The 17,533-nt window shown below is 61.3% G+C and carries 13 protein-coding genes; 8 read left to right on the top strand and 5 right to left on the bottom strand.

Features of this window, described 5'->3' with window-relative positions; all coding sequences use genetic code 11:
* Positions 1-74 precede the first annotated feature (74 nt).
* From P9L99_07925 to P9L99_07910, 4 genes are all read left to right on the top strand, one after another.
* The gene (locus P9L99_07925; protein MDP8223270.1) at positions 75-1,715 is read left to right on the top strand and encodes an ATP-binding protein; all 1,641 of its coding nucleotides are present in this window, start codon (positions 75-77) and stop codon (positions 1,713-1,715) included.
* A complete protein-coding gene (locus P9L99_07920) occupies positions 1,705-3,051 on the top strand; it encodes a sigma-54 dependent transcriptional regulator (protein MDP8223269.1) in 1,347 nt (448 codons plus the stop codon). Before P9L99_07925 ends, P9L99_07920 begins: the two co-directional genes overlap by 11 nt.
* A 232-nt stretch (positions 3,052-3,283) precedes the next feature.
* The gene (locus tag P9L99_07915) at positions 3,284-3,631 is read left to right on the top strand and encodes a hypothetical protein (protein ID MDP8223268.1); all 348 of its coding nucleotides are present in this window, start codon (positions 3,284-3,286) and stop codon (positions 3,629-3,631) included.
* Positions 3,632-3,752: 121 nt separating this feature from the next.
* Positions 3,753-5,018, top strand: a complete 1,266-nt coding sequence (locus tag P9L99_07910) for a Glu/Leu/Phe/Val dehydrogenase (GenBank protein ID MDP8223267.1) — start codon at positions 3,753-3,755, stop codon at positions 5,016-5,018.
* A 157-nt stretch (positions 5,019-5,175) separates the two neighbouring features.
* On the opposite strand, the gene P9L99_07905 is transcribed toward P9L99_07910, so the two are convergent.
* A complete protein-coding gene (locus P9L99_07905) occupies positions 5,176-5,619 on the bottom strand; it encodes an Hsp20/alpha crystallin family protein (GenBank protein ID MDP8223266.1) in 444 nt (147 codons plus the stop codon).
* A 220-nt stretch (positions 5,620-5,839) separates the two neighbouring features.
* Here P9L99_07905 and P9L99_07900 point away from each other — a divergent pair, with 220 nt between their 5' ends.
* Both P9L99_07900 and clpB read left to right on the top strand, forming a co-directional pair.
* Positions 5,840-6,517: a hypothetical protein gene (locus tag P9L99_07900; protein MDP8223265.1), complete on the top strand. Its 678-nt coding sequence runs from the start codon at positions 5,840-5,842 to the stop codon at positions 6,515-6,517.
* A gap of 59 nt (positions 6,518-6,576) precedes the next feature.
* The gene (gene clpB / locus P9L99_07895) at positions 6,577-9,159 is read left to right on the top strand and encodes an ATP-dependent chaperone ClpB (GenBank protein ID MDP8223264.1); all 2,583 of its coding nucleotides are present in this window, start codon (positions 6,577-6,579) and stop codon (positions 9,157-9,159) included.
* A gap of 13 nt (positions 9,160-9,172) precedes the next feature.
* Here clpB and P9L99_07890 read toward each other — a convergent pair whose 3' ends face one another.
* Positions 9,173-13,342: a DUF559 domain-containing protein gene (locus P9L99_07890; protein MDP8223263.1), complete on the bottom strand. Its 4,170-nt coding sequence runs from the start codon at positions 13,340-13,342 to the stop codon at positions 9,173-9,175.
* 308 nt (positions 13,343-13,650) lie between these two features.
* On the opposite strand from P9L99_07890, the gene P9L99_07885 reads away from it, so the two are divergent.
* Entirely contained in the window at positions 13,651-14,799 is a 1,149-nt protein-coding gene (locus tag P9L99_07885; GenBank protein ID MDP8223262.1) for a hypothetical protein, read from the top strand.
* Between the two features lie 114 nt (positions 14,800-14,913).
* The gene (locus tag P9L99_07880) at positions 14,914-15,216 is read left to right on the top strand and encodes a hypothetical protein (GenBank protein ID MDP8223261.1); all 303 of its coding nucleotides are present in this window, start codon (positions 14,914-14,916) and stop codon (positions 15,214-15,216) included.
* Positions 15,217-15,308: 92 nt separating this feature from the next.
* Here P9L99_07880 and P9L99_07875 read toward each other — a convergent pair whose 3' ends face one another.
* From P9L99_07875 to P9L99_07865, 3 genes are read right to left on the bottom strand one after another with little or no spacing between them, the layout of a single operon-like run.
* On the bottom strand, positions 15,309-16,538 hold the full coding sequence (locus P9L99_07875) for an acyl-CoA dehydrogenase family protein (protein MDP8223260.1): 1,230 nt from the start codon (positions 16,536-16,538) through the stop codon (positions 15,309-15,311).
* A 3-nt stretch (positions 16,539-16,541) separates the two neighbouring features.
* Positions 16,542-16,991 carry a DUF296 domain-containing protein gene (locus P9L99_07870; GenBank protein MDP8223259.1) on the bottom strand — a complete coding sequence of 150 codons (450 nt, stop codon included), beginning with the start codon at positions 16,989-16,991 and terminating at the stop codon, positions 16,542-16,544.
* Positions 16,988-17,527, bottom strand: a complete 540-nt coding sequence (locus P9L99_07865) for a DUF6125 family protein (GenBank protein MDP8223258.1) — start codon at positions 17,525-17,527, stop codon at positions 16,988-16,990. The genes P9L99_07870 and P9L99_07865 overlap by 4 nt, the downstream gene beginning before the upstream one ends.
* Positions 17,528-17,533 lie beyond the last annotated feature (6 nt).

Here is a 17,533-nt window from a genome sequence, read left to right as displayed (position 1 = left end):
AACCCTCCCGGCTTGCTCCCGGCGGGCAGAAGCGCGAAAGTCGGCCGGTATGATTCACGATGAAGGACTTGCTCATGACTGTCCCGTCGATTCCCAAGCGCGTTCAGGAATTCCTCGACTTACTCGGCCCCCTGCTGGCCTTAATCAACCAGAGCGCCTCGCGCGTGGATTTCATGGAACGCGTTTCCAAAGTCCTGGTGGACACCCTTTCATGCGACGTCGTCGAATTGCGGGTGTTGGAGCAAAACAAGTTCCTGCAAACCGTGACCGAAGCCAACGCAACCCCCCACTTCCATGCCGCGGTCGCCCCGTGCGCCACCGGCCCGAACGGACACCCGCTGCCCGCCCTGGCCGATGACAGCACGCTGGAAACCACCCTGGCCGAAATCTTTTCCGGCAAGCGGGCGGGCGGCATTATGAACCTGCCGGACAAGCCGCCCGGCACACGCTTGGTGCTGCCGTTGCGCGCCGGTGATCGTTCCCTCGGCCTGCTGTGCCTGGCCGACAAGCAACCGGATTTCTTCACCTCGGTCGACGCCGTGGAATTCACCGCCTTGGCCCAAGTGCTCGCCAGCGCTTTGGCCCACCAGCGAACCGTTGCCGCCCTGCGCGAGCGCGTGAAGGAATTGACCGGCCTCTATGAGATCATGAATGTCGTGAACAAAACCGGCACCTCCCTTGCCGACGCGCTGAAACAAATTCCCGACCACGTGGCCGCGGCGTGGCGGTATCCGGAAATCGCCTCGTGCCGCCTGGTGGTCGACGACGTGGAATACCGCTCCTCTTCCTTCGCCGAACCCGCGTACGTGATGCGGGAGCCGATCATCTTGAACAACCGCGCGCGCGGCAGTCTCGAAGTGATGTATTCCGAAGCGCGGCCCCAGCGCGACGAAGGCCCCTTCCTAAGCGAGGAACGCCATTTGATCGGCGCGATCGTCGGTCAAATCGCGGTGATCTTGAAAAACAAGGAACGCGAGCAAGAACGCGCCGACATGGAAGCGCAATTGCATCGGGCCGACCGCTTGGCCACGATCGGCCAACTGGCCGCGGGTATGGCGCACGAGATCAACGAGCCGCTGGCGAGCATCTTGGGCTTCGCCCAACTGGCGCTGAAAGACGAAGCGCTCGGCGACCAAACACGCCGCGATGTGGCGCGCATTCGCGACGCCGCTTTGCACTCGCGGGAAGTGGTCAAGAAGCTGTTGTTTTTCGGGCGACAACTGCCGCCGCAGAAAACCGCCGTGGATATCCCGCACATCGTCGCCGACGTCCTGGGAATTCTGCAGCACCGCTTCGAAAAGGCCGGCGTTGTCGTGCAACAAAACTTCGACCCCGACGTGCCGGAACTGGTCGCCGACCCCGGTCAGTTAACCCAGGTGATGATGAACCTACTGGTCAACGCCCTGCAGGCGATGCCCGAGGGCGGCACCGTGCGCCTCGGCCTCGAGCCAAAAGGCGACCACCTTTGCCTCACCGTCGCCGACAACGGCTTGGGGATGGACGAAGCCGTGCGATCCCAAGCGTTCCTGCCCTTTTTCACCACCAAGAACATCGACCAAGGCACCGGCCTGGGCCTCGCGGTGGTACACGGCATCATCCAAGCTCATGGCGGAACCATCGACGTGGAAAGTCGGCCCGGGCAGGGCACCCGTTTTGTCATGATGCTGCCGCTAATCAACGGCTACGACCAACCGGGAGAAGAACGTGATCAGTAAATTGCCGATCCCCAAACCCCTCGTGCTTGTCGTGGACGACTCTCCCGCAACGCTCGAAGTTTTGCAGCGCAATCTCACGGCCGTCGGCTGCCGCGTTCTGACCGCCGATGGGGTGCCCGGCGCGCTGGAGATCCTACGTGACTCGGACGTGGATCTGGTCATCACGGATTTGAAAATGCCGGGGCAAAGCGGCATGGACCTAGTTCGCCATGTCCGCGAAAACCACGGGAACACGGAAGTCATGATCATCACCGGCTATCCGTCGATTTCCGGCGCGGTCGAGGCCGTCAAGGAGGGCGCGGAAAACTACCTGCCCAAACCCTTTACCGACGACGAACTTATCGCCGCCGTTTGCGACTCGTTGGCCAAACTCGAAAAACGTCGCGAACAAGAAGCTGCCCCGCCGCCAATCGACACCGGCGGCTTGATCGGACAGTCGCCGGCCATGCAGCGGGTTTTCGCCACCATCGCCAAAAGCGCCCGGGCCAACGCCACAGTGCTCATCTCCGGCGAAAGCGGCACGGGCAAGGAACTGGTGGCCCGGGCGATTCACTACAACAGCCAACGCTCGACCGGAGCCTTCGTGCCGATCAACTGCGCCGGCATACCGGAAAACCTTTTGGAGAGCGAACTGTTCGGCCACGTGCGCGGCGCGTTCACCGGAGCGCTGCAAAGCCGCGCCGGATTTTTTCAGGTGGCCGACGGAGGCACGCTTTTCCTGGACGAAATCGGCGATTTGACCCCGGTGATCCAGATCAAGCTGCTGCGGGTGCTGCAAGATAAAAAGGTCGTGCTGGTCGGCGACACCAAGGAACGGCAGATCGACGTGCGTATTCTCGCCGCGACCAACAAGGACCTCCCGGCGCTGGTGGCCAAGGGCGTGTTTCGTGAAGACCTGTATTTTCGCCTCAACGTGATCACCATCGCCGTGCCGCCGCTGCGGGAGCGGGACAAGGATCTGCTTTTGCTGCTCGACTATTTCGCCGCGAAATACGCCAAGGAAATGGGTTGCCCGAAACCCCGCTTCACCAAGCGCGCCATTGGCGCACTGAGTCAGTACTATTGGCCGGGTAATGTCCGCGAGCTGGAAAACGCCGTCCAACGCGTGGTGGTGATGAGCGGGCCGGAGATCGACGCGCCGGATCTGCCGGTTGAGATGCGGCATTCCGCGGCCCGCGAATCCGGACTTAGTCGCACGCTGGCCGAAGTCGAAGCCGATCACATCCGCCGCGTTCTGCAACACCTGGAGGGCAACAAGACCCACGCCGCCGAAGTATTGGGGATCGACCGCAAAACCCTGCGCGAAAAAATCAAACGCTTCGGCCTCGATAGCTGAGTCGCCACGCCTCTCACGGTCTCCATCTTTAGGTGGGGCGTTACTCCCCGCCGGGGTGTTTCTCCCCGCTTATGCAGCCGCGACGCCCTCGTGCGAAATCCGTGAAAAAAGAATTTTCTCCTATTAATTCATAACGATACGAAGCTGAAAACGCCCCCTTTCGAATCCGGCATCGCTTTTGCTCTACCCCGCACCGGAATACACAGTCCCACGGAAACAAAAGGAGCGTGCCATGGCATTTTCGACAACCGAGTCCCCGACGGCAGGCCGTTCGAAACGGAAAGCCGCCGTGAAAGTGGTTCCCGAACCGCCCGAGAAAAACTGCGAACTCGGCATTTGCGCGACCTGCATGCATCTGGATGGCTGCATGTACCGCAAAGACCACCGGAATCCGATTTGGACCTGTGAAGAATTCGAAACGGCGGCCACCGAAGCCGTACCGCAAAACGTTACGAAATTGAACCCCCCAACTGGGCGTGATACGCAGTTTCAGGGGTTGTGCGCCACGTGCGCCAACCGCGACGACTGCACGTTGTCTCACGCCCGAGGTGGGGTTTGGCGTTGCGAGGAATATTGCTGAGCAAATCAGCGAAACATGCCAAGAACACCGTGATTATACTTGTCACATACAAGGAAAAATGATTGAGTTCCCGGCTGGAGAATCGACCTCTCAACCCGAATCGCGTGAAAGGAACGAGGCGATGAGCAAACAACACAGCGTCTATGAGAACGTGCAGCGACAGTTCGATAAGGCGGCGGATTTGATGGGTTTGAATCCCGAAATCCGTAAGATTCTGGCTAAGACCACCAACGAGATTATCGTCAATTTCCCGGTCAAAATGGACGACGGCCGTGTCGAAATGTTCACCGGTTATCGCGTCCAACACAATAACGTGTTGGGGCCGTTCAAGGGCGGGCTGCGCTATCACCCCGCGGTAAGTATCGACGAAGTCCGCGCCCTAGCCACCTGGATGACTTGGAAATGCGCCATCGCCGGGATCCCCCTCGGCGGCGCCAAAGGCGGCGTGCAGTTCGATCCCCAAGCGTATTCGCTGAACGAACTCGAACATATCACCCGCCGCTTTACCTTCTCACTCGGCAACACGATCGGGCCGGATTACGATATCCCCGCGCCCGACGTGAATACCAACGCCCAGATCATGGCGTGGATCCTCGATACCTACCTGATGACCGTCCCGCCGCTCGAACGCGCCCGGTCGACACACGTGGTGACCGGCAAACCCGTCGAAGCCGGCGGCAGCGTCGGCCGCGAAAAGGCCACCGCGCAAGGCATCGTGTACTGCATCGAGCATTGGGCGGAAGATTGCGACTTCGACCTGAGCCAAGCCACCTACTTCGTGCAGGGCTTCGGCAACGTCGGCTCATGGACCGCCCGCTTGATGCAACCCAAGGGCACTAAACTGCTGGCCGTCGAGGACGCCACCGGCGCGATTCGCTGCGCCGACGGCCTCGATGCGGAAAAACTGGCCGCCTACGTGGCCGAAGCCGGCGGCGTCGTGAATTTCCCGGGCGGCGATGCCATCGATCACGAAACCTTCCTGAAAACCAAGGCCGACATTTTCGTGCCCGCCGCGCTGGAAAGCCAAATCACTGCCGACACCGCACCGTGGCTGGATGTCAAACTCGTGGCCGAGGGCGCTAACGGCCCCTCAACCCCCGAGGGTAACGACTACCTGGTCGAGCACGGCGTGGATATCATTCCCGATATCCTCTGCAACTCCGGCGGCGTGATCGTCAGCTACTTCGAGTGGCTGCAAAACAAGCGCGCCGAAAGTTGGGACCTGCCCAAGGTCGACTCCAAGCTGCATAAAATCATCTCCGCAGCCTACGAGCGCGTTAAAACCGCTGCCGCTCAATGCGGTGGCTGCGATTGGCGCACCGCCGCCTACATCGTCGCCTTCAACCGGCTGCAGGAAGTTTACAAAGACCGCGGCCTCTTCCCCTGAGCCTTCGAGTCCGAGCAAAAACGGCCCCTCCGGGGGCCGTTTTTTTGTGGGCGTTTCGATGCACCGGATCCGGCACAAAAAAAGGCGACCCAAAGGTCGCCCGAAAAAGGGAGGTTGGGACAATTCGTTGCTTTGCTCGTTCGTCGCTGTGTGGTTCCTAGTGAACTTTCACTTCGATGGACCGCGGTTTGGTCTCGGCGCGCTTGGGCAGCGCCACGTGCAACACGCCCTTATCCATCGTAGCTTCCACCTGCTCGGTGTCGATCGTGTTGGGTAACGCGAAGCTCCGAGTGAATTCGCCGTAGTACTGCTCGATACGCTTGTAGTTTTCCTGCGCGTCTTCGTTCTCGAGCTTCCGCTCACCGGAAATCGTCAGCATGTTGTTCTCGATGTTGACGTGAACGTCGCTCTCAGTCAGCCCCGGCAGCGCCACCGACACCGTATACCGGTCGTCGTCTTCATAGATGTTCACAGCCGGCGTCCAAGCACCGGCGATGCCTTCGGTCGCCGCCCGACCCGTCCAAAACGAGTCAAACAGCCGGTTCATATCATGGTGGAACTGATCCCTTTCGCGGATGGGTCTCCATCGTACTAGCGTCATGACAACTTCTCCTTTCGTTTCTTTCGCCTAACCTTATTTCATGCTTTTTTTAATGGGGTCGCTGGTTGTAATCTCAAAGTTGCCGGCGATTGCCGTCGTCCGCGACCCGCTTTTATTTCTGCCCATAAAATAAACAGCCCCGCGCGGCTGTCAAGACTTCGGTTGACTATTTTTTCAAAAAATTATAACTTTGACAACGTTAGCAAAGTTGGAGGGCACGATGAGCGAAGAACACCCCCGCGCCACGCTCGTACGCGACGACGACCAGAACAGGGTCGACCAAACCGTGCGCTGGCTCCACGAGCAAAAAGACGCCATGGAAGCCGAACTGACCATGCGCGCCAAAATCATCGGCGACTACCTGATTCGCGAGTTCTTCGACGACAATATCGCCGAAGTCTCCTCGCAGAACCCGACGAAAAACGTGTCCTTCAAAAACCTCTGCGAACGCGAAGACTTGCCCTTCTCCGAAGCCGCCCTGCGCCGCTTCATCCATGTCGCCGTCAACTTCCGCGTCCTGCCCTCGAAAACGGCCCGCGAACTGCCGCCCTCGCACCACAGCGTGCTCTACCAGGTCGCCAACCCCGACGAACGCTGCCGCATCGGCGGCGAAGTCGTGGAAAATTCCATCTCCGTGCGCGAATTGCGCAAGATGGTCAAAGGAAAAGGCCGGCGCCGGCCTGGAGGCGGCCGCAAACCCACGTCCGACTTTTACAAAGAGTGGAAACTACTAGTTGCCGCTATGGAAAAACTGGAACAAGACGCCGCCGAAGGCGGATTCCTCGAACCCGAACGCCGAAATGAGGTCTTTCAAGAAAGCCGCCGGGTGCGCGACAAACTCAACCGCCTCATGGACAGGCTGATGGATCTGCCGCGCCAAGATGAGGATGACTCTTGACGGCGATACAGTTGGAACTTATTATTTATGTGAAATAACGTCAAGGAGCGGAGTGCGCCATGGCTCAATCCGATAAACTGACCGTCAAATCCCGCGAGGCCGTCCAGGCCGCCGAAACCGCTGCGCGGCAGTTCGGCAACCAGGAAATCACCTCCGCACACCTGCTGCTCGCCCTCGTGCGGCAGGAAGGCGGCATGGTGCCCGCGATCTTGGAAAAACTCGGCGTGAGCCCCGACGCCGTGGCCGCCGACGCCGAGCGCCACGTCGACCGCCTGCCCAAAGTCCAGGGTGCCGAAGCCTACGTCGGCCGCGAACTCAAGGTGGTCTTCGACGCCGCCCAGCGCCTCGCCGACCAAATGAAAGATGACTACCTGTCCACCGAGCACTTCCTGCTGGCCATGGCCGGCGGCGCGGGACGGGAAGCGCGCCCGGTTTTCGAACGCCACAACATCAACACCGATGCCCTGCTGGCCGCCCTGGCGCAGGTGCGCGGCACGCAGCGCGTCACCGACGACAACCCCGAAGACAAAGCGCAGGCGCTGGACCGCTACTGCCTCGACCTGACCGCTCAGGCCCGCCAAGGCAAGCTCGACCCGGTGATCGGTCGCGACGAGGAAATCCGCCGCTCGATCCAAGTCCTCTCGCGCCGCACGAAAAACAACCCGGTGCTCATCGGCGAACCCGGCGTCGGCAAAACGGCCATCGTCGAGGGCATCGCGCAACGCATCCACGCCGGCGACGTGCCCGAAAGCCTCAAAGACAAGCGCGTGCTCTCCCTGGACCTGGGCGCGCTGGTGGCCGGGGCGAAATACCGCGGCGAGTTCGAGGATCGCCTCAAGGCCGTGCTGAAGGAAATCACCGCCGCCGAGGGCCGCGTCATTCTCTTTATCGACGAACTGCACACGCTGGTCGGGGCCGGGGCCGCCGAAGGGGCGCAGGACGCGGCCAACATGCTCAAGCCCGCCCTGGCCCGCGGGCAACTGCGCTGCATCGGCGCCACGACGCTGGACGAATACCGCAAGCACATCGAGAAAGACAAAGCGCTCGAGCGCCGCTTCCAGCAGGTCTACATCGCCGAGCCGAGCGTCGAAGACACCATGGCCATCCTGCGCGGCATCAAGCAAAAATACGAAGTGCACCACGGCATCCGCATCCAAGACGCCGCGCTGGTCGCCGCCGCCCGCCTGTCGGATCGCTACATCACCGACCGCTTCCTGCCCGACAAGGCCATCGACCTGGTCGACGAAGCCGCCAGCCGCCTTAAGATGGAAATCGAAAGCAAACCCACGCCCCTGGACGACGCCGAGCGACGCCGCATCCGTCTGGAGGTCGAACGCCAGGCGCTGACTATGGAGAACGGCGGCGGGGAAAGCCGCATCGCCGAAATCGACGAAGAGCTCGCCGCGCTTAACCAAACCATCGAGGAAATCACCGCCAAGTGGCAGCGCCAGCGCGACCTGGTGGCCCAGTTGCGCAACGTCGGCGAGGAAATCGACCGCCTCAAAACCGAGCAGGAAAACGCCCAGCGCCGGGGCGACCTGCAGCGCGCCGCGGAAATCGAATATGACGCCCTGCCGCGCCTCAACAAGCAAATCGCCTCGCTGGAGGAAGAACTCAAAAGCGAGCAGCAGCACGGCTCGTTCGTGCGCGAGGAAGTCACCGACGAAGACATCGCCTTCATCGTGGCCAAGTGGACCGGCATCCCCGTCAGCAAAATGCTCGAGTCCGAAAGCGACCGCCTGCTGCACATCGAAGACCGCATCCACGAACGCCTCGTCGGCCAGGACGAAGCCGTCAGCCGCGTGGCCAAGGCCATCCGCATGTCCCGCGCGGGCATCGCCGACCCCAACCGGCCCATCGCCTCCTTCCTCTTCCTGGGCCCGACGGGCGTGGGCAAAACCGAACTGGCCCGCTCCCTCGCCGCGTTTCTCTTCGACGACGAACGCGCCATGGTGCGCCTGGACATGAGCGAGTACATGGAAAAGCACACCGTCAGCCGCCTGATCGGCGCGCCCCCGGGATACGTCGGCTACGACGAGGGCGGCCAACTCACCGAGGCCGTGCGGCGCCGCCCCTACAGCGTGGTGCTGCTCGACGAAATCGAAAAGGCGCACGCCGACGTCTTCAACGTGCTGCTGCAGGTGCTCGACGACGGCCGCCTGACCGACGGGCACGGCCGCACCGTCGATTTCCGCAACACGATCCTGATCATGACCTCCAACGTCGGCAGCCAGTACATGCTGGAACTGGACGACCGCGCCGAAATTGAAAAGCTCGCCCAGGAGGCGCTGCGGCAAACCTTCCGGCCCGAATTCCTCAACCGCGTCGACGCCGTGCTGATCTTCGACCGCCTGAGCAAGCAAGACATCCGCGGCATTGTCGATATCCAACTGCGCCGCGTCCGCGGCCGCCTGGCCGACCGCGCCATCGACCTGGACCTGACCGACGCCGCCAAAGACGAGTTGGCCGAACTGGGCTTCCAACCGGCCTACGGCGCGCGCCCGCTCAAACGAGCCATCCAGGAAAAGGTGCTCGAACCGCTCTCGGAACAAATCATCGCCGGCGAAATCAAAACCGACGCCCATGTCACCGTCGACTACGACGGCAAAGCGTTCCGGTTCACCACAACATTTACGGAGTGAGTTCGGCCAAATACTAGGCGCTTGGAGTCACGGTCCACCGGTCGGCTTCGCCCTCGCTTTCGAAGCACACCAACACCCCCAGCGATTCCAAGGTCGACAGGTGCGTCTCCACCGCGGCGCGACGCGCCCGCTTGAACACGCCCGCCACCTCAGCGGCACTCCACGTGCCGGGACGCCCGGCGAGCAAGTCGCGGATGGCGCGTAGTTGGCCGGGCACGGCCTTCGGCCAGGGCATGGGGCCCTCGGGCGAGACAACCTTCGCCTCGGTGGCCACGTCCATTTCGACCTGCGTTTCGCGGTGCTTGCCTTCCGGGTCTTGGAACTCGGGGCGCAGCCAGCGAATGATTCCCTGCTGCTCTTCGGCGGCGCGTTGGTGGTTGAGCGCCACGAGGCGTTCGAGGATTTCCTCGTCGGGCAGGTCGACGGGCCAGCCGTAGGCGTCGGCGACGGCGGCGTCGAGTTCGTCGTGGATTTGCTTGAGGATGCCGATCAGCGCCCGCTCGTGGAACGCCCGTTCTTTTTCGGTCAGCGGCTTGCTCTCGCTCGCGGCCCTCACCCTGGCCTCCGGCCGTCCCTCTCCCATAGGGCGAGGGATGTTTTCCTCCCCTCCCCCCGTGGGAGAGGGGCTGGGGGCGAGGGCTCTTCCGGTCGTGAGCGCTTCTTGCCCCCCTCTCCCCATGGGAGAGGGGCCGGGGGTGAGGGCTTCCCCTACCAACACCAACGCACCGGCCAAGTCGTTTTCCACTTGTTCTGCCGTCAATCGCAAAACCCGCCAGCCCAAGCTTTCGAGGAACTCCTGTCGAACGAGATCCGCCTCCCGCTGTTGCTCGTGAATGGGTCCGTCAACTTCCACGATTAGGCTTTTCTCGTGACAGAGGAAATTCACAATGAACGGATCAACAGGGGCTTGCCGCCTGAATTTGCAGCCCATCTGTTTTCGGTTTCGTAAAGCCTGCCAAAGAATCGTTTCCGATTGCGTTTGGCGTTTTCGTAAAACCCGTGCTGCTTCGATTAGTATCTGAGAGGAAAACCGTTTTTCTTCGTCTCCTGCTGTCGCGGCCCTCACCCTGGCCTCCGGCCGTCCCTCTCCCATAGGGCGAGGGATGTTTTCCTCCCCTCTCCCCGTGGGAGAGGGGCCGGGGGTGAGGGCCCGCAACCGCGCCAGCGCGTTGTACATGGCCGTAAGCGTCGCGCCCGGAAACTCGGCCTGCACGCGCTTGCGATGCGCGTCCAGCCGCTCGCCCAGTTCGCGGATACGCGCCTTCTGCTCGTCAGTGCCGTCAGGGAAGGGGAATGGGTCGAAACAAGTGTTGTTCCGGTAACGCGGCCGGTCTTCAAGGGTTGCGCCTACATTTAGAGACCAAACATGGTGATAACAACTCGACACGACTGCGAAGTAGAAGGCGTCCTCAACGGCGACACCGATAGCGCCGTGTTCGATGAGGACATCAATGTCCATAAAGATAAACGGCATGTGCTTCGAGGTCTCGGGGATCGCGATGTAGCGGCGAAGACCCTGAAGCGCTTTCCGAAGCCCCGGACGTTTCTCCCCGAACAGCCACCAGTTTACTTTAAGAGCTTTTCGACGGTTGTTGTCTCGTTCCGGTTTCACGTGGTCGAGGAGGTGCTGATATGGCTCGGGGTAGCGTTGTGCGGCCTCATCGGCCGTTAGACCGAAGAAGTCGATGACGTACAGGCCGCGATCCTTCTGGACGATGTCGCGCGCGTTGACCAGGCGCTTCAGTACCGGTGCGTTTCGTCCGCCGCAGAGCAGGTCCCGGTACTCGTCCTCGGTCAACACGAAGCCGCGCCCTGCCAGCATCATCCCGAAGGAGGAGAGCCCTTGGTTGGCCTTCAGGGTCACAGTGGAGGTCAGGTCCGCGCCTGCGGCGAGGTTGGCGTGGATGCGGTCGACTCTGCGGTACTCGATGTCCACGCGCCTAGCCTGCGGCTCCTTGAACTGTTCGCGCTCTTCATAGGCGATCCTGCCCAGTAGGGGCTTGGCCGCGAGCTGGTCTGCCCGTGTGCCCACCGTCATAGCGATCCGCACGTCCGCCCCGGCGTCCACCCACGGGTGATCCGGGATCGTCCACGCGACGGCTAGCGGGTCGTCCTTCGCGTTGAGGCGACGATCCAGCACGCCCCGGTTGAAGGTCTGGGTGACGCTGTTGGTCGTGATGAAACCGAATCGTTTCAACTTGCCCTCGCGCACCAACCCGGCGGCCTTGTCCCACCAGTACATCACGAGGTCCGAGTGCCCCATACCCGGGAAGGTCGCGCGCAGGGTCTCCACGTAACCGTCCCCGAGGGCGAAGCGCATCATCTTGTCGCCCACAAACGGCGGGTTGCTCACCACGTAATCCGCCTCGGGCCACTCGGCAGGGCGGGGGTTCACGTAATCGTACACAACCACACGGGCGGTTTCGTCGGGTACCTCCTTGCCGGTGACCGGCGAAACCTTGTGCGTTCGCATGTCCCAGACAGTGACGGGCTTGCCGTTCTCGTCCAGACGCGGCGTGATGTCGTCGTAATCCAGCACCGCGTCGCGGCACTCGATGTTCTTATAAGGCTGCAAGATGGGTTCGGCGGGCGTCTTCTCGCCAAACGTGCGCCGGTGCCACTGCAGGTAGCCGATCCACAACACCAAATCCGCAATCGCCCGCGCCCGCGGGTTGATCTCGATGCCCAAAAACTGGCCGGGGTTCACCGTCACGCCCTGCATTTCCAACAACGCCTGCGTTTCGCCCAGGTCGGTCAGTTCGCGCAGCACCTCGGCCTCGATCTCCTTGAACAAATCCAGCGTCACATAAAGGAAGTTGCCGCTGCCGCACGCCGGGTCGAGCACCCGCGTATGCACGAGCCGCTCGTGAAATTCCCGGATCACCTTCGCCGCTTTTTTCCGGTCGGCGTCCGTGAGTTCGGCCCTCACCCTGGCCTCCGGCCGTCCCTCTCCCAAAGGGCGAGGGATGTTTTCCTCCCCTCTCCCTGTGGGAGAGGGGCCGGGGGTGAGGGCCCTTTCAGGGGTGAGGGCCCTTTCAGGGGTGAGGGCCTTCTCCAAAATCTGCCGCGCTTCAGCCTGGGCGATCTCCCATTCGACGCGCAGCGGTTCGATGACCGTGGGTTTCACCAGCCGCTCGATGTACTCGCGCGGCGTGAAGTGCGCACCCAGCTTGCGGCGCTCGACCGTGTCGAGGGCGCGTTCGATCAGCGTGCCGAAGATGGCGGGTTCGACGTTGCCCCAATCGCACTCGGCAGCCTCCAAAAGCATGTGCAGTTGGATTTGGGTCATCGGCAGCGACTGCCACGTTGTAAACAGGCCGCCGTTAAAGCGCAGCAGCTTGCCCACGAAGCCGAAGGGCAGGCCGTCTCTCATCGCCTTCCAAAGCTGCTCGACCCCGCTTTGAAAGACACCAGGATTAGGAATCCAGTGCTCGCGGATGGCGTTAGTGAACAGGTTCTCGGGCAGCAGGCCGACATCTTCGCAGAACATCGTGAAGATCGCCCGCATGAGAAACTGGGCGACCAACTCGGGGTCGTGCTTGTCGGCCTCCAGCGCCCGCGCCAAGTCCGCCAGGTGCCCGGCGACCTCCCGCGTCACCCGCTGTGCGTGCCGCGCCGGGTCGAGTTCCCACGGGTCGGTGAAGATTTTGACGAAATAGTCGAAGACCTCGGGGTCGGCGAGCTGCGAAAGCTCGATGGTGCGGCGTGCGCCGTACCCGCCGTAGTCGCCGGAAAAGCCCGTCCAGACCTCGAACACGTGCCCGATGTCGCAGGTCATCAGGAATGGCGGTTTGCCCTCGGGCAGGTACGAAGCGTATTTCAGCGCCTGGCCGAACGCCCCGCGCATGGCCTTGTCCCATGTCGCTGTGCCGCGCCTGGCGGTGCCAACGGTGCTATCGCCGGACACGCTGCCCTGCTTGGCTTCGAGGGTGAAACAGCCTTTCCGGTAGAAGTCGGCGAACTGCGTGGTCGAGCGACCGTCCTCATGAGCGATTACAACCGGCTTTTCGAAACAGTAATCGGGCCGCGCCTCGGCCGAGGGGTCCGGCCGCTCCACGCCCAGCAGATCGCACAGTTCGACAAAAAACTGTTGGTACACGGCGTGCTCGGCGGCGCTGCTGGCCGCCCAGCGGTCGACAAACGCGGCGACCCGGGCCGGGTCAAAGGCGGAGGATGTCGTCATACGTCCAACTTCGTGGTGATGGGGTGCGTGTTGATCTTTCTATTCGAATTGGTTGCGCCTTGGCAAGTAGCCCTCACCCTGGGCTGCGCCTGGCGACGTCGTTGTCACCGCGACCGCTCCCGTTGGTCGCTCGGCGGGCCCGGGCAAGGTCCTGGGGTAAACCGTGACGTCCCGTTCGGGTTTTCCACGAAGACAAATCGGAAATCCGACAGTTGCTTGATCGCGGGTTAATGTGTTTAAATTCTCTTGCCTAGTCATACCGCGCAGCACAAGCGCCTTTCTCGAATCACTAGACGGAGATTCTGTCCGTGAAAAAAGCAACAGTTGCACTTGTCGTACTCTTAGCTATCGGACTGTTTGCCTCCTTTCTTCTACTCGATCTATCTAAGCCTCAAGAACCGGTTAGCCTTAACGAAGACACCCCTCTTAAGTGCGACCTCCTTGCTTCGCAAGAAAAACGTTGGGTAAACAAATGCCCGGTCGGTGAAATCAGCCGTCAGTATCTTGAAGTGGAAAAAAGACTCTGGGCGAATCCCCTGTGGAGTAATGACTGTCGCTTGGCTTACGAGGCATTCCGTTGGCGAGAGTGCGAGTGCTCACAAGGATATCTCGATTTCCTAAAAACCGACTACGCCCGTAAACACGGCCGACACATTTCCGAAACAGAACGACAAGAAATATTCCGGCGCGCCGCCCATCCGGCTTTTCAAGTTTCCACTCCGGATACGCTGCCTAATCGCATTGCCTCTTGCCTCAATGTATCAGGTCTCATTGAAAACGTAGAACTATCCGATTGCCGCGTTCAGGAAATCTACGCTGTAGAAACAAAAAACTTTCGGCAAACCGAATTCATCATGTCGAACACATATACCGGTGCAAGTCGCGCAATTCTCCTTGAACCGAAAACCGGAGTGTTTGACACATTGGTACTATGCTTGCCCGGCCACACGCAGAAACCCGAAGAGTTTCGCGATGCATACCTTGCCTCATTCGGCAAACTGGACAAAGTAGCTTTCCTGATAATCGCCTGGCGGGCCATGTGCGCCGACGATCGCGAAGAAAACGTGTCAAAGACCCTGTTCATGCATGGACACAAAATGCTCGGGTTACAGGCGTGGGAAGTCTTCCTTTGGCGACAATATTGGAAGAACAAGCAATTCAAAAAATTCGCGCTCATGGGACATTCCGGCGGAAGTGTCATCGGCTCCGTTCTCTTCTGGTTGGACCCCGAATTCTCAACCATCGTCGTAGATGAAACGGCCGGCCAATATATCGGCGGAAGCTCGTTCTATCACGACAAGGCACCCTGCCTGTGGAAGATGAAAGATGAAATCTACGACCTAGAAAAAAGCGGAAGAGATACGTTGAGAGTGCCCTACGATTACGATTCAAACGGTGATCGCCGGAAGATACTCAATGAGGTAAAGGCATTCTGGAAAGAAAAATTGCTTGACTAAGAAGGCGGCTATTCGGGACTTTGCCCGTACGATGAAATCCGCCGACAAAAAAACCGACGTACCTCGCGCAGCATTCTCTTGCCGTTTACCGGGCGGCGCTGGTAGCGTGGGGGCATGAGCACATCGCGGCGGCAATTCATTGGTCGGGAGGTCGAGGTGGAGATGGGCGGCGACCCGCCCAAACCGGCCCGCGTGCGCGACGGCAAGCGCGAGTGGATCGTCGCCGAAGTCGAGCGCGTCTGGTTCGACACCGGCCACGGCGGCATCCCCACCCGGGCCCGCACCTGGCGCACCCGCCGCCACCGCAAACGCTTCACGCTCCTGGCCGAAAACGGTGACCGCCTCGAACTCTACTTCGACTACGCCCGCGACGACCGCCCCGTCTGGCAATTGGTCACCATCGACACGGCCCGGTAGCCCTCACCCTGGGCTGCGCCCGTCCCTCTCCCATTGGGCGAGGGATGTTTTACTCCCCTCTCCTTGTGGGAGAGGGGTCGGGGGTGAGGGCTTCACTCAAAAATCTTTTCGCCGTCGGCGTCGGCGTTTATGGCGTCGGCTTCGCTGTCTCGTTTGGCGGCGCGTTCGGCTTCGATTTCCTTGAGGTATTCGTGTTGGATCAGCAGGTTCATGATTTCGTTCGTGCCGGTCCAGATGACGGTCAGCCGGGCGTCGCGCAGCATGCGTTCGATGGGGTAGATGTCGGTGTAGCCGATGCCGCCCATGATTTGCATGGCGTGGTTGATAGCGTTCCAGCAGGCGGTGGTGGCCATCTTTTTGGCTTCGGAGACCATGCGGCGCGCGTCGAGGCCGGCGTCGATCCGTTTGGCCGCGGCCCAGACGAGGGCGCGCGCGGCGTCCAGTTCGCTCACGGCGTCGGCGATGCGGAACGAGACGCCTTCGAACTTGATGATGCGTTTGCCGAAGGCTTTGCGCTTGGTGGCGTAGTGCGCGGCGATTTCCAGCGCGGCGCGACCCAGGCCGAGCGCTCCGCCGGCGCTGGTCATGCGTTCGGGGATCATCATCCGGTTGAACACGATGCCGCCGCCGTCGAGCGGGCCGATCAGGTTCGCGGCGGGCACGCGCGTATCTTTGAAGACGATGCGGCCGGTGCCGCCGCCGCGGGTGCCCATCAGGCCGTAGACGTGTTCGACCAACACGCTCTCGTCGCGCTCGACGATGAAGGCCGAGAGCGACTTGTGCGGGTGGGCGTCGGGCGCGGTTTTGGCGTAGACGAGAAAGATATCCGCCCCTTCGGCCCCGACCACGAAGCGTTTTTGGCCGTTCAAGATGAAGTCGTCGCCATCGCGCACGGCCTGCGTCGTCGCGCCGAAGAAATCGGAGCCGCCGCGCGGTTCGGTGAGCGCCTCGGCACTGCGGATCTCACCGGCGATCAGCGGCCTGAGCCATTTTTCCTTTTGCTCGTCGGAGCCGAAGGCGTGTAGGCCTTCGCCGACGATCGAGGGCATGGAGAAGTGGCAGCCCAGGCTCATGCCCAGAATGCCGATTTCCTCCAGCGCGCCGACCTCGGCCGTCCAGCCCATGCCGTGGCCGCCGTATTTCGGTTCGAAACGCAGGCCCAGCAGCCCCTCGGCGGCCAGGTCTTTGACGAACTGGTGCGGGTACTGCACTTCTTCGGCGTCCATTTGCATCAGCAGTTCCTTGGACACCTTTTCCTTGGCGAAGCGGCGGGCGCGTTCTTGGACTTCGAGTTCTTCGGGGCTCAGCAGTTCGGGAAACATGGCTCACTCCTCGTCGGGCAGGTCCCAAAGGGGCAGCCCGGTTTTCGGTTCGACGTGGCGCACGAGTTCCACGTCGTCGTAAGCGGTGATGTGAAATTCGCACACGAACACTTCGGCGTCGACCAGGTGGCCGGAGATCATCTTGACCTCGTCGCCGATGTGGTAGCAGGCGTTGATGTGCAGGTGGCCGAACAGCTCGCCGTCTTTTTGCGACAGGTTGCCCTGGAGGCTGAGCACTTCGGTCATGCCCTCGCGGGCGATGGGTTCCTTATACTGTTGCGCGGCGAGGTCGAATTCGGTGACGCGCAGCTTGGTCACCCCGCCGATCGCCCACACTTTGCCCGCGTGCACGCCGTGTTTTTTCGCCACGGCCAGCAGGTCGTCGGGCAGGCGGTCGAAGCGTTCCAGGCGCCCGACAATGTGCCTCACGGTGCCGGCTTCGCGGCTTTTCATGACTCGCCTTGCTCCTCACGCAGCGTGAAGCGCCAGATGCAGGCCGTTTCGCCGCAGTCGTCGGGCGGACATTGGATGCATTCGGTTTCGATACGCGGGTCGATGGTGCGCGCGAAGCCGCCGTATTCGACCATGCCGACGGGTTTGCAGGGAAAATCGGCCAAGCCCTTGCGCCGCCGGGCGGTCTGCACGCGGCAATCGCGCATGTGGTAGATCAGCGCGTCGCCGTCCCACGAAATTTCCTGCTCGTTGACGCAGGCGTAAAGCCGGTAGCTAACGGCCTTCTCCAGCGCCTTGAGGCCGCCGCCGGGGGCGATATCGAAGGTGCGCATGATGCGCTTGGCCTCGGCGACGGTGAATTGCCGCCACGACTCGATATCCAGTTCGATGGCGGTCTCCAAATCGTCGCGGTTTTCGCACGCCAGAAACCAGCATCCGTCGTGGGCCAACCAGTTGTGAGCGTACACGGAAAGCAGCTTGAGCAAGCCCTCACGATCCAAATGGGCGAACTTTTGTTGCAGTTTTTCTTGTGACATGAAATC

It is taken from the genome of Candidatus Lernaella stagnicola (assembly GCA_030765525.1).
GTDB classification, from domain to species: Bacteria; Lernaellota; Lernaellaia; order Lernaellales; family Lernaellaceae; genus Lernaella; species Lernaella stagnicola.
This window is presented reverse-complemented; position numbering and strand designations above follow the sequence as displayed.

Coding starts and splice junctions, on each gene's coding strand:
- P9L99_07925 (MDP8223270.1), top strand. CDS start 75: ATGACTGTCCCGTCGATTCCCAAGCGCGTTCAGGAATTCCTCGACTTA.
- P9L99_07915 (MDP8223268.1), top strand. CDS start 3,284: ATGGCATTTTCGACAACCGAGTCCCCGACGGCAGGCCGTTCGAAACGG.
- P9L99_07910 (MDP8223267.1), top strand. CDS start 3,753: ATGAGCAAACAACACAGCGTCTATGAGAACGTGCAGCGACAGTTCGAT.
- P9L99_07905 (MDP8223266.1), bottom strand. CDS start 5,619: ATGACGCTAGTACGATGGAGACCCATCCGCGAAAGGGATCAGTTCCAC.
- P9L99_07900 (MDP8223265.1), top strand. CDS start 5,840: ATGAGCGAAGAACACCCCCGCGCCACGCTCGTACGCGACGACGACCAG.
- clpB (MDP8223264.1), top strand. CDS start 6,577: ATGGCTCAATCCGATAAACTGACCGTCAAATCCCGCGAGGCCGTCCAG.
- P9L99_07890 (MDP8223263.1), bottom strand. CDS start 13,342: ATGACGACATCCTCCGCCTTTGACCCGGCCCGGGTCGCCGCGTTTGTC.
- P9L99_07880 (MDP8223261.1), top strand. CDS start 14,914: ATGAGCACATCGCGGCGGCAATTCATTGGTCGGGAGGTCGAGGTGGAG.
- P9L99_07875 (MDP8223260.1), bottom strand. CDS start 16,538: ATGTTTCCCGAACTGCTGAGCCCCGAAGAACTCGAAGTCCAAGAACGC.
- P9L99_07870 (MDP8223259.1), bottom strand. CDS start 16,991: ATGAAAAGCCGCGAAGCCGGCACCGTGAGGCACATTGTCGGGCGCCTG.
- P9L99_07865 (MDP8223258.1), bottom strand. CDS start 17,527: ATGTCACAAGAAAAACTGCAACAAAAGTTCGCCCATTTGGATCGTGAG.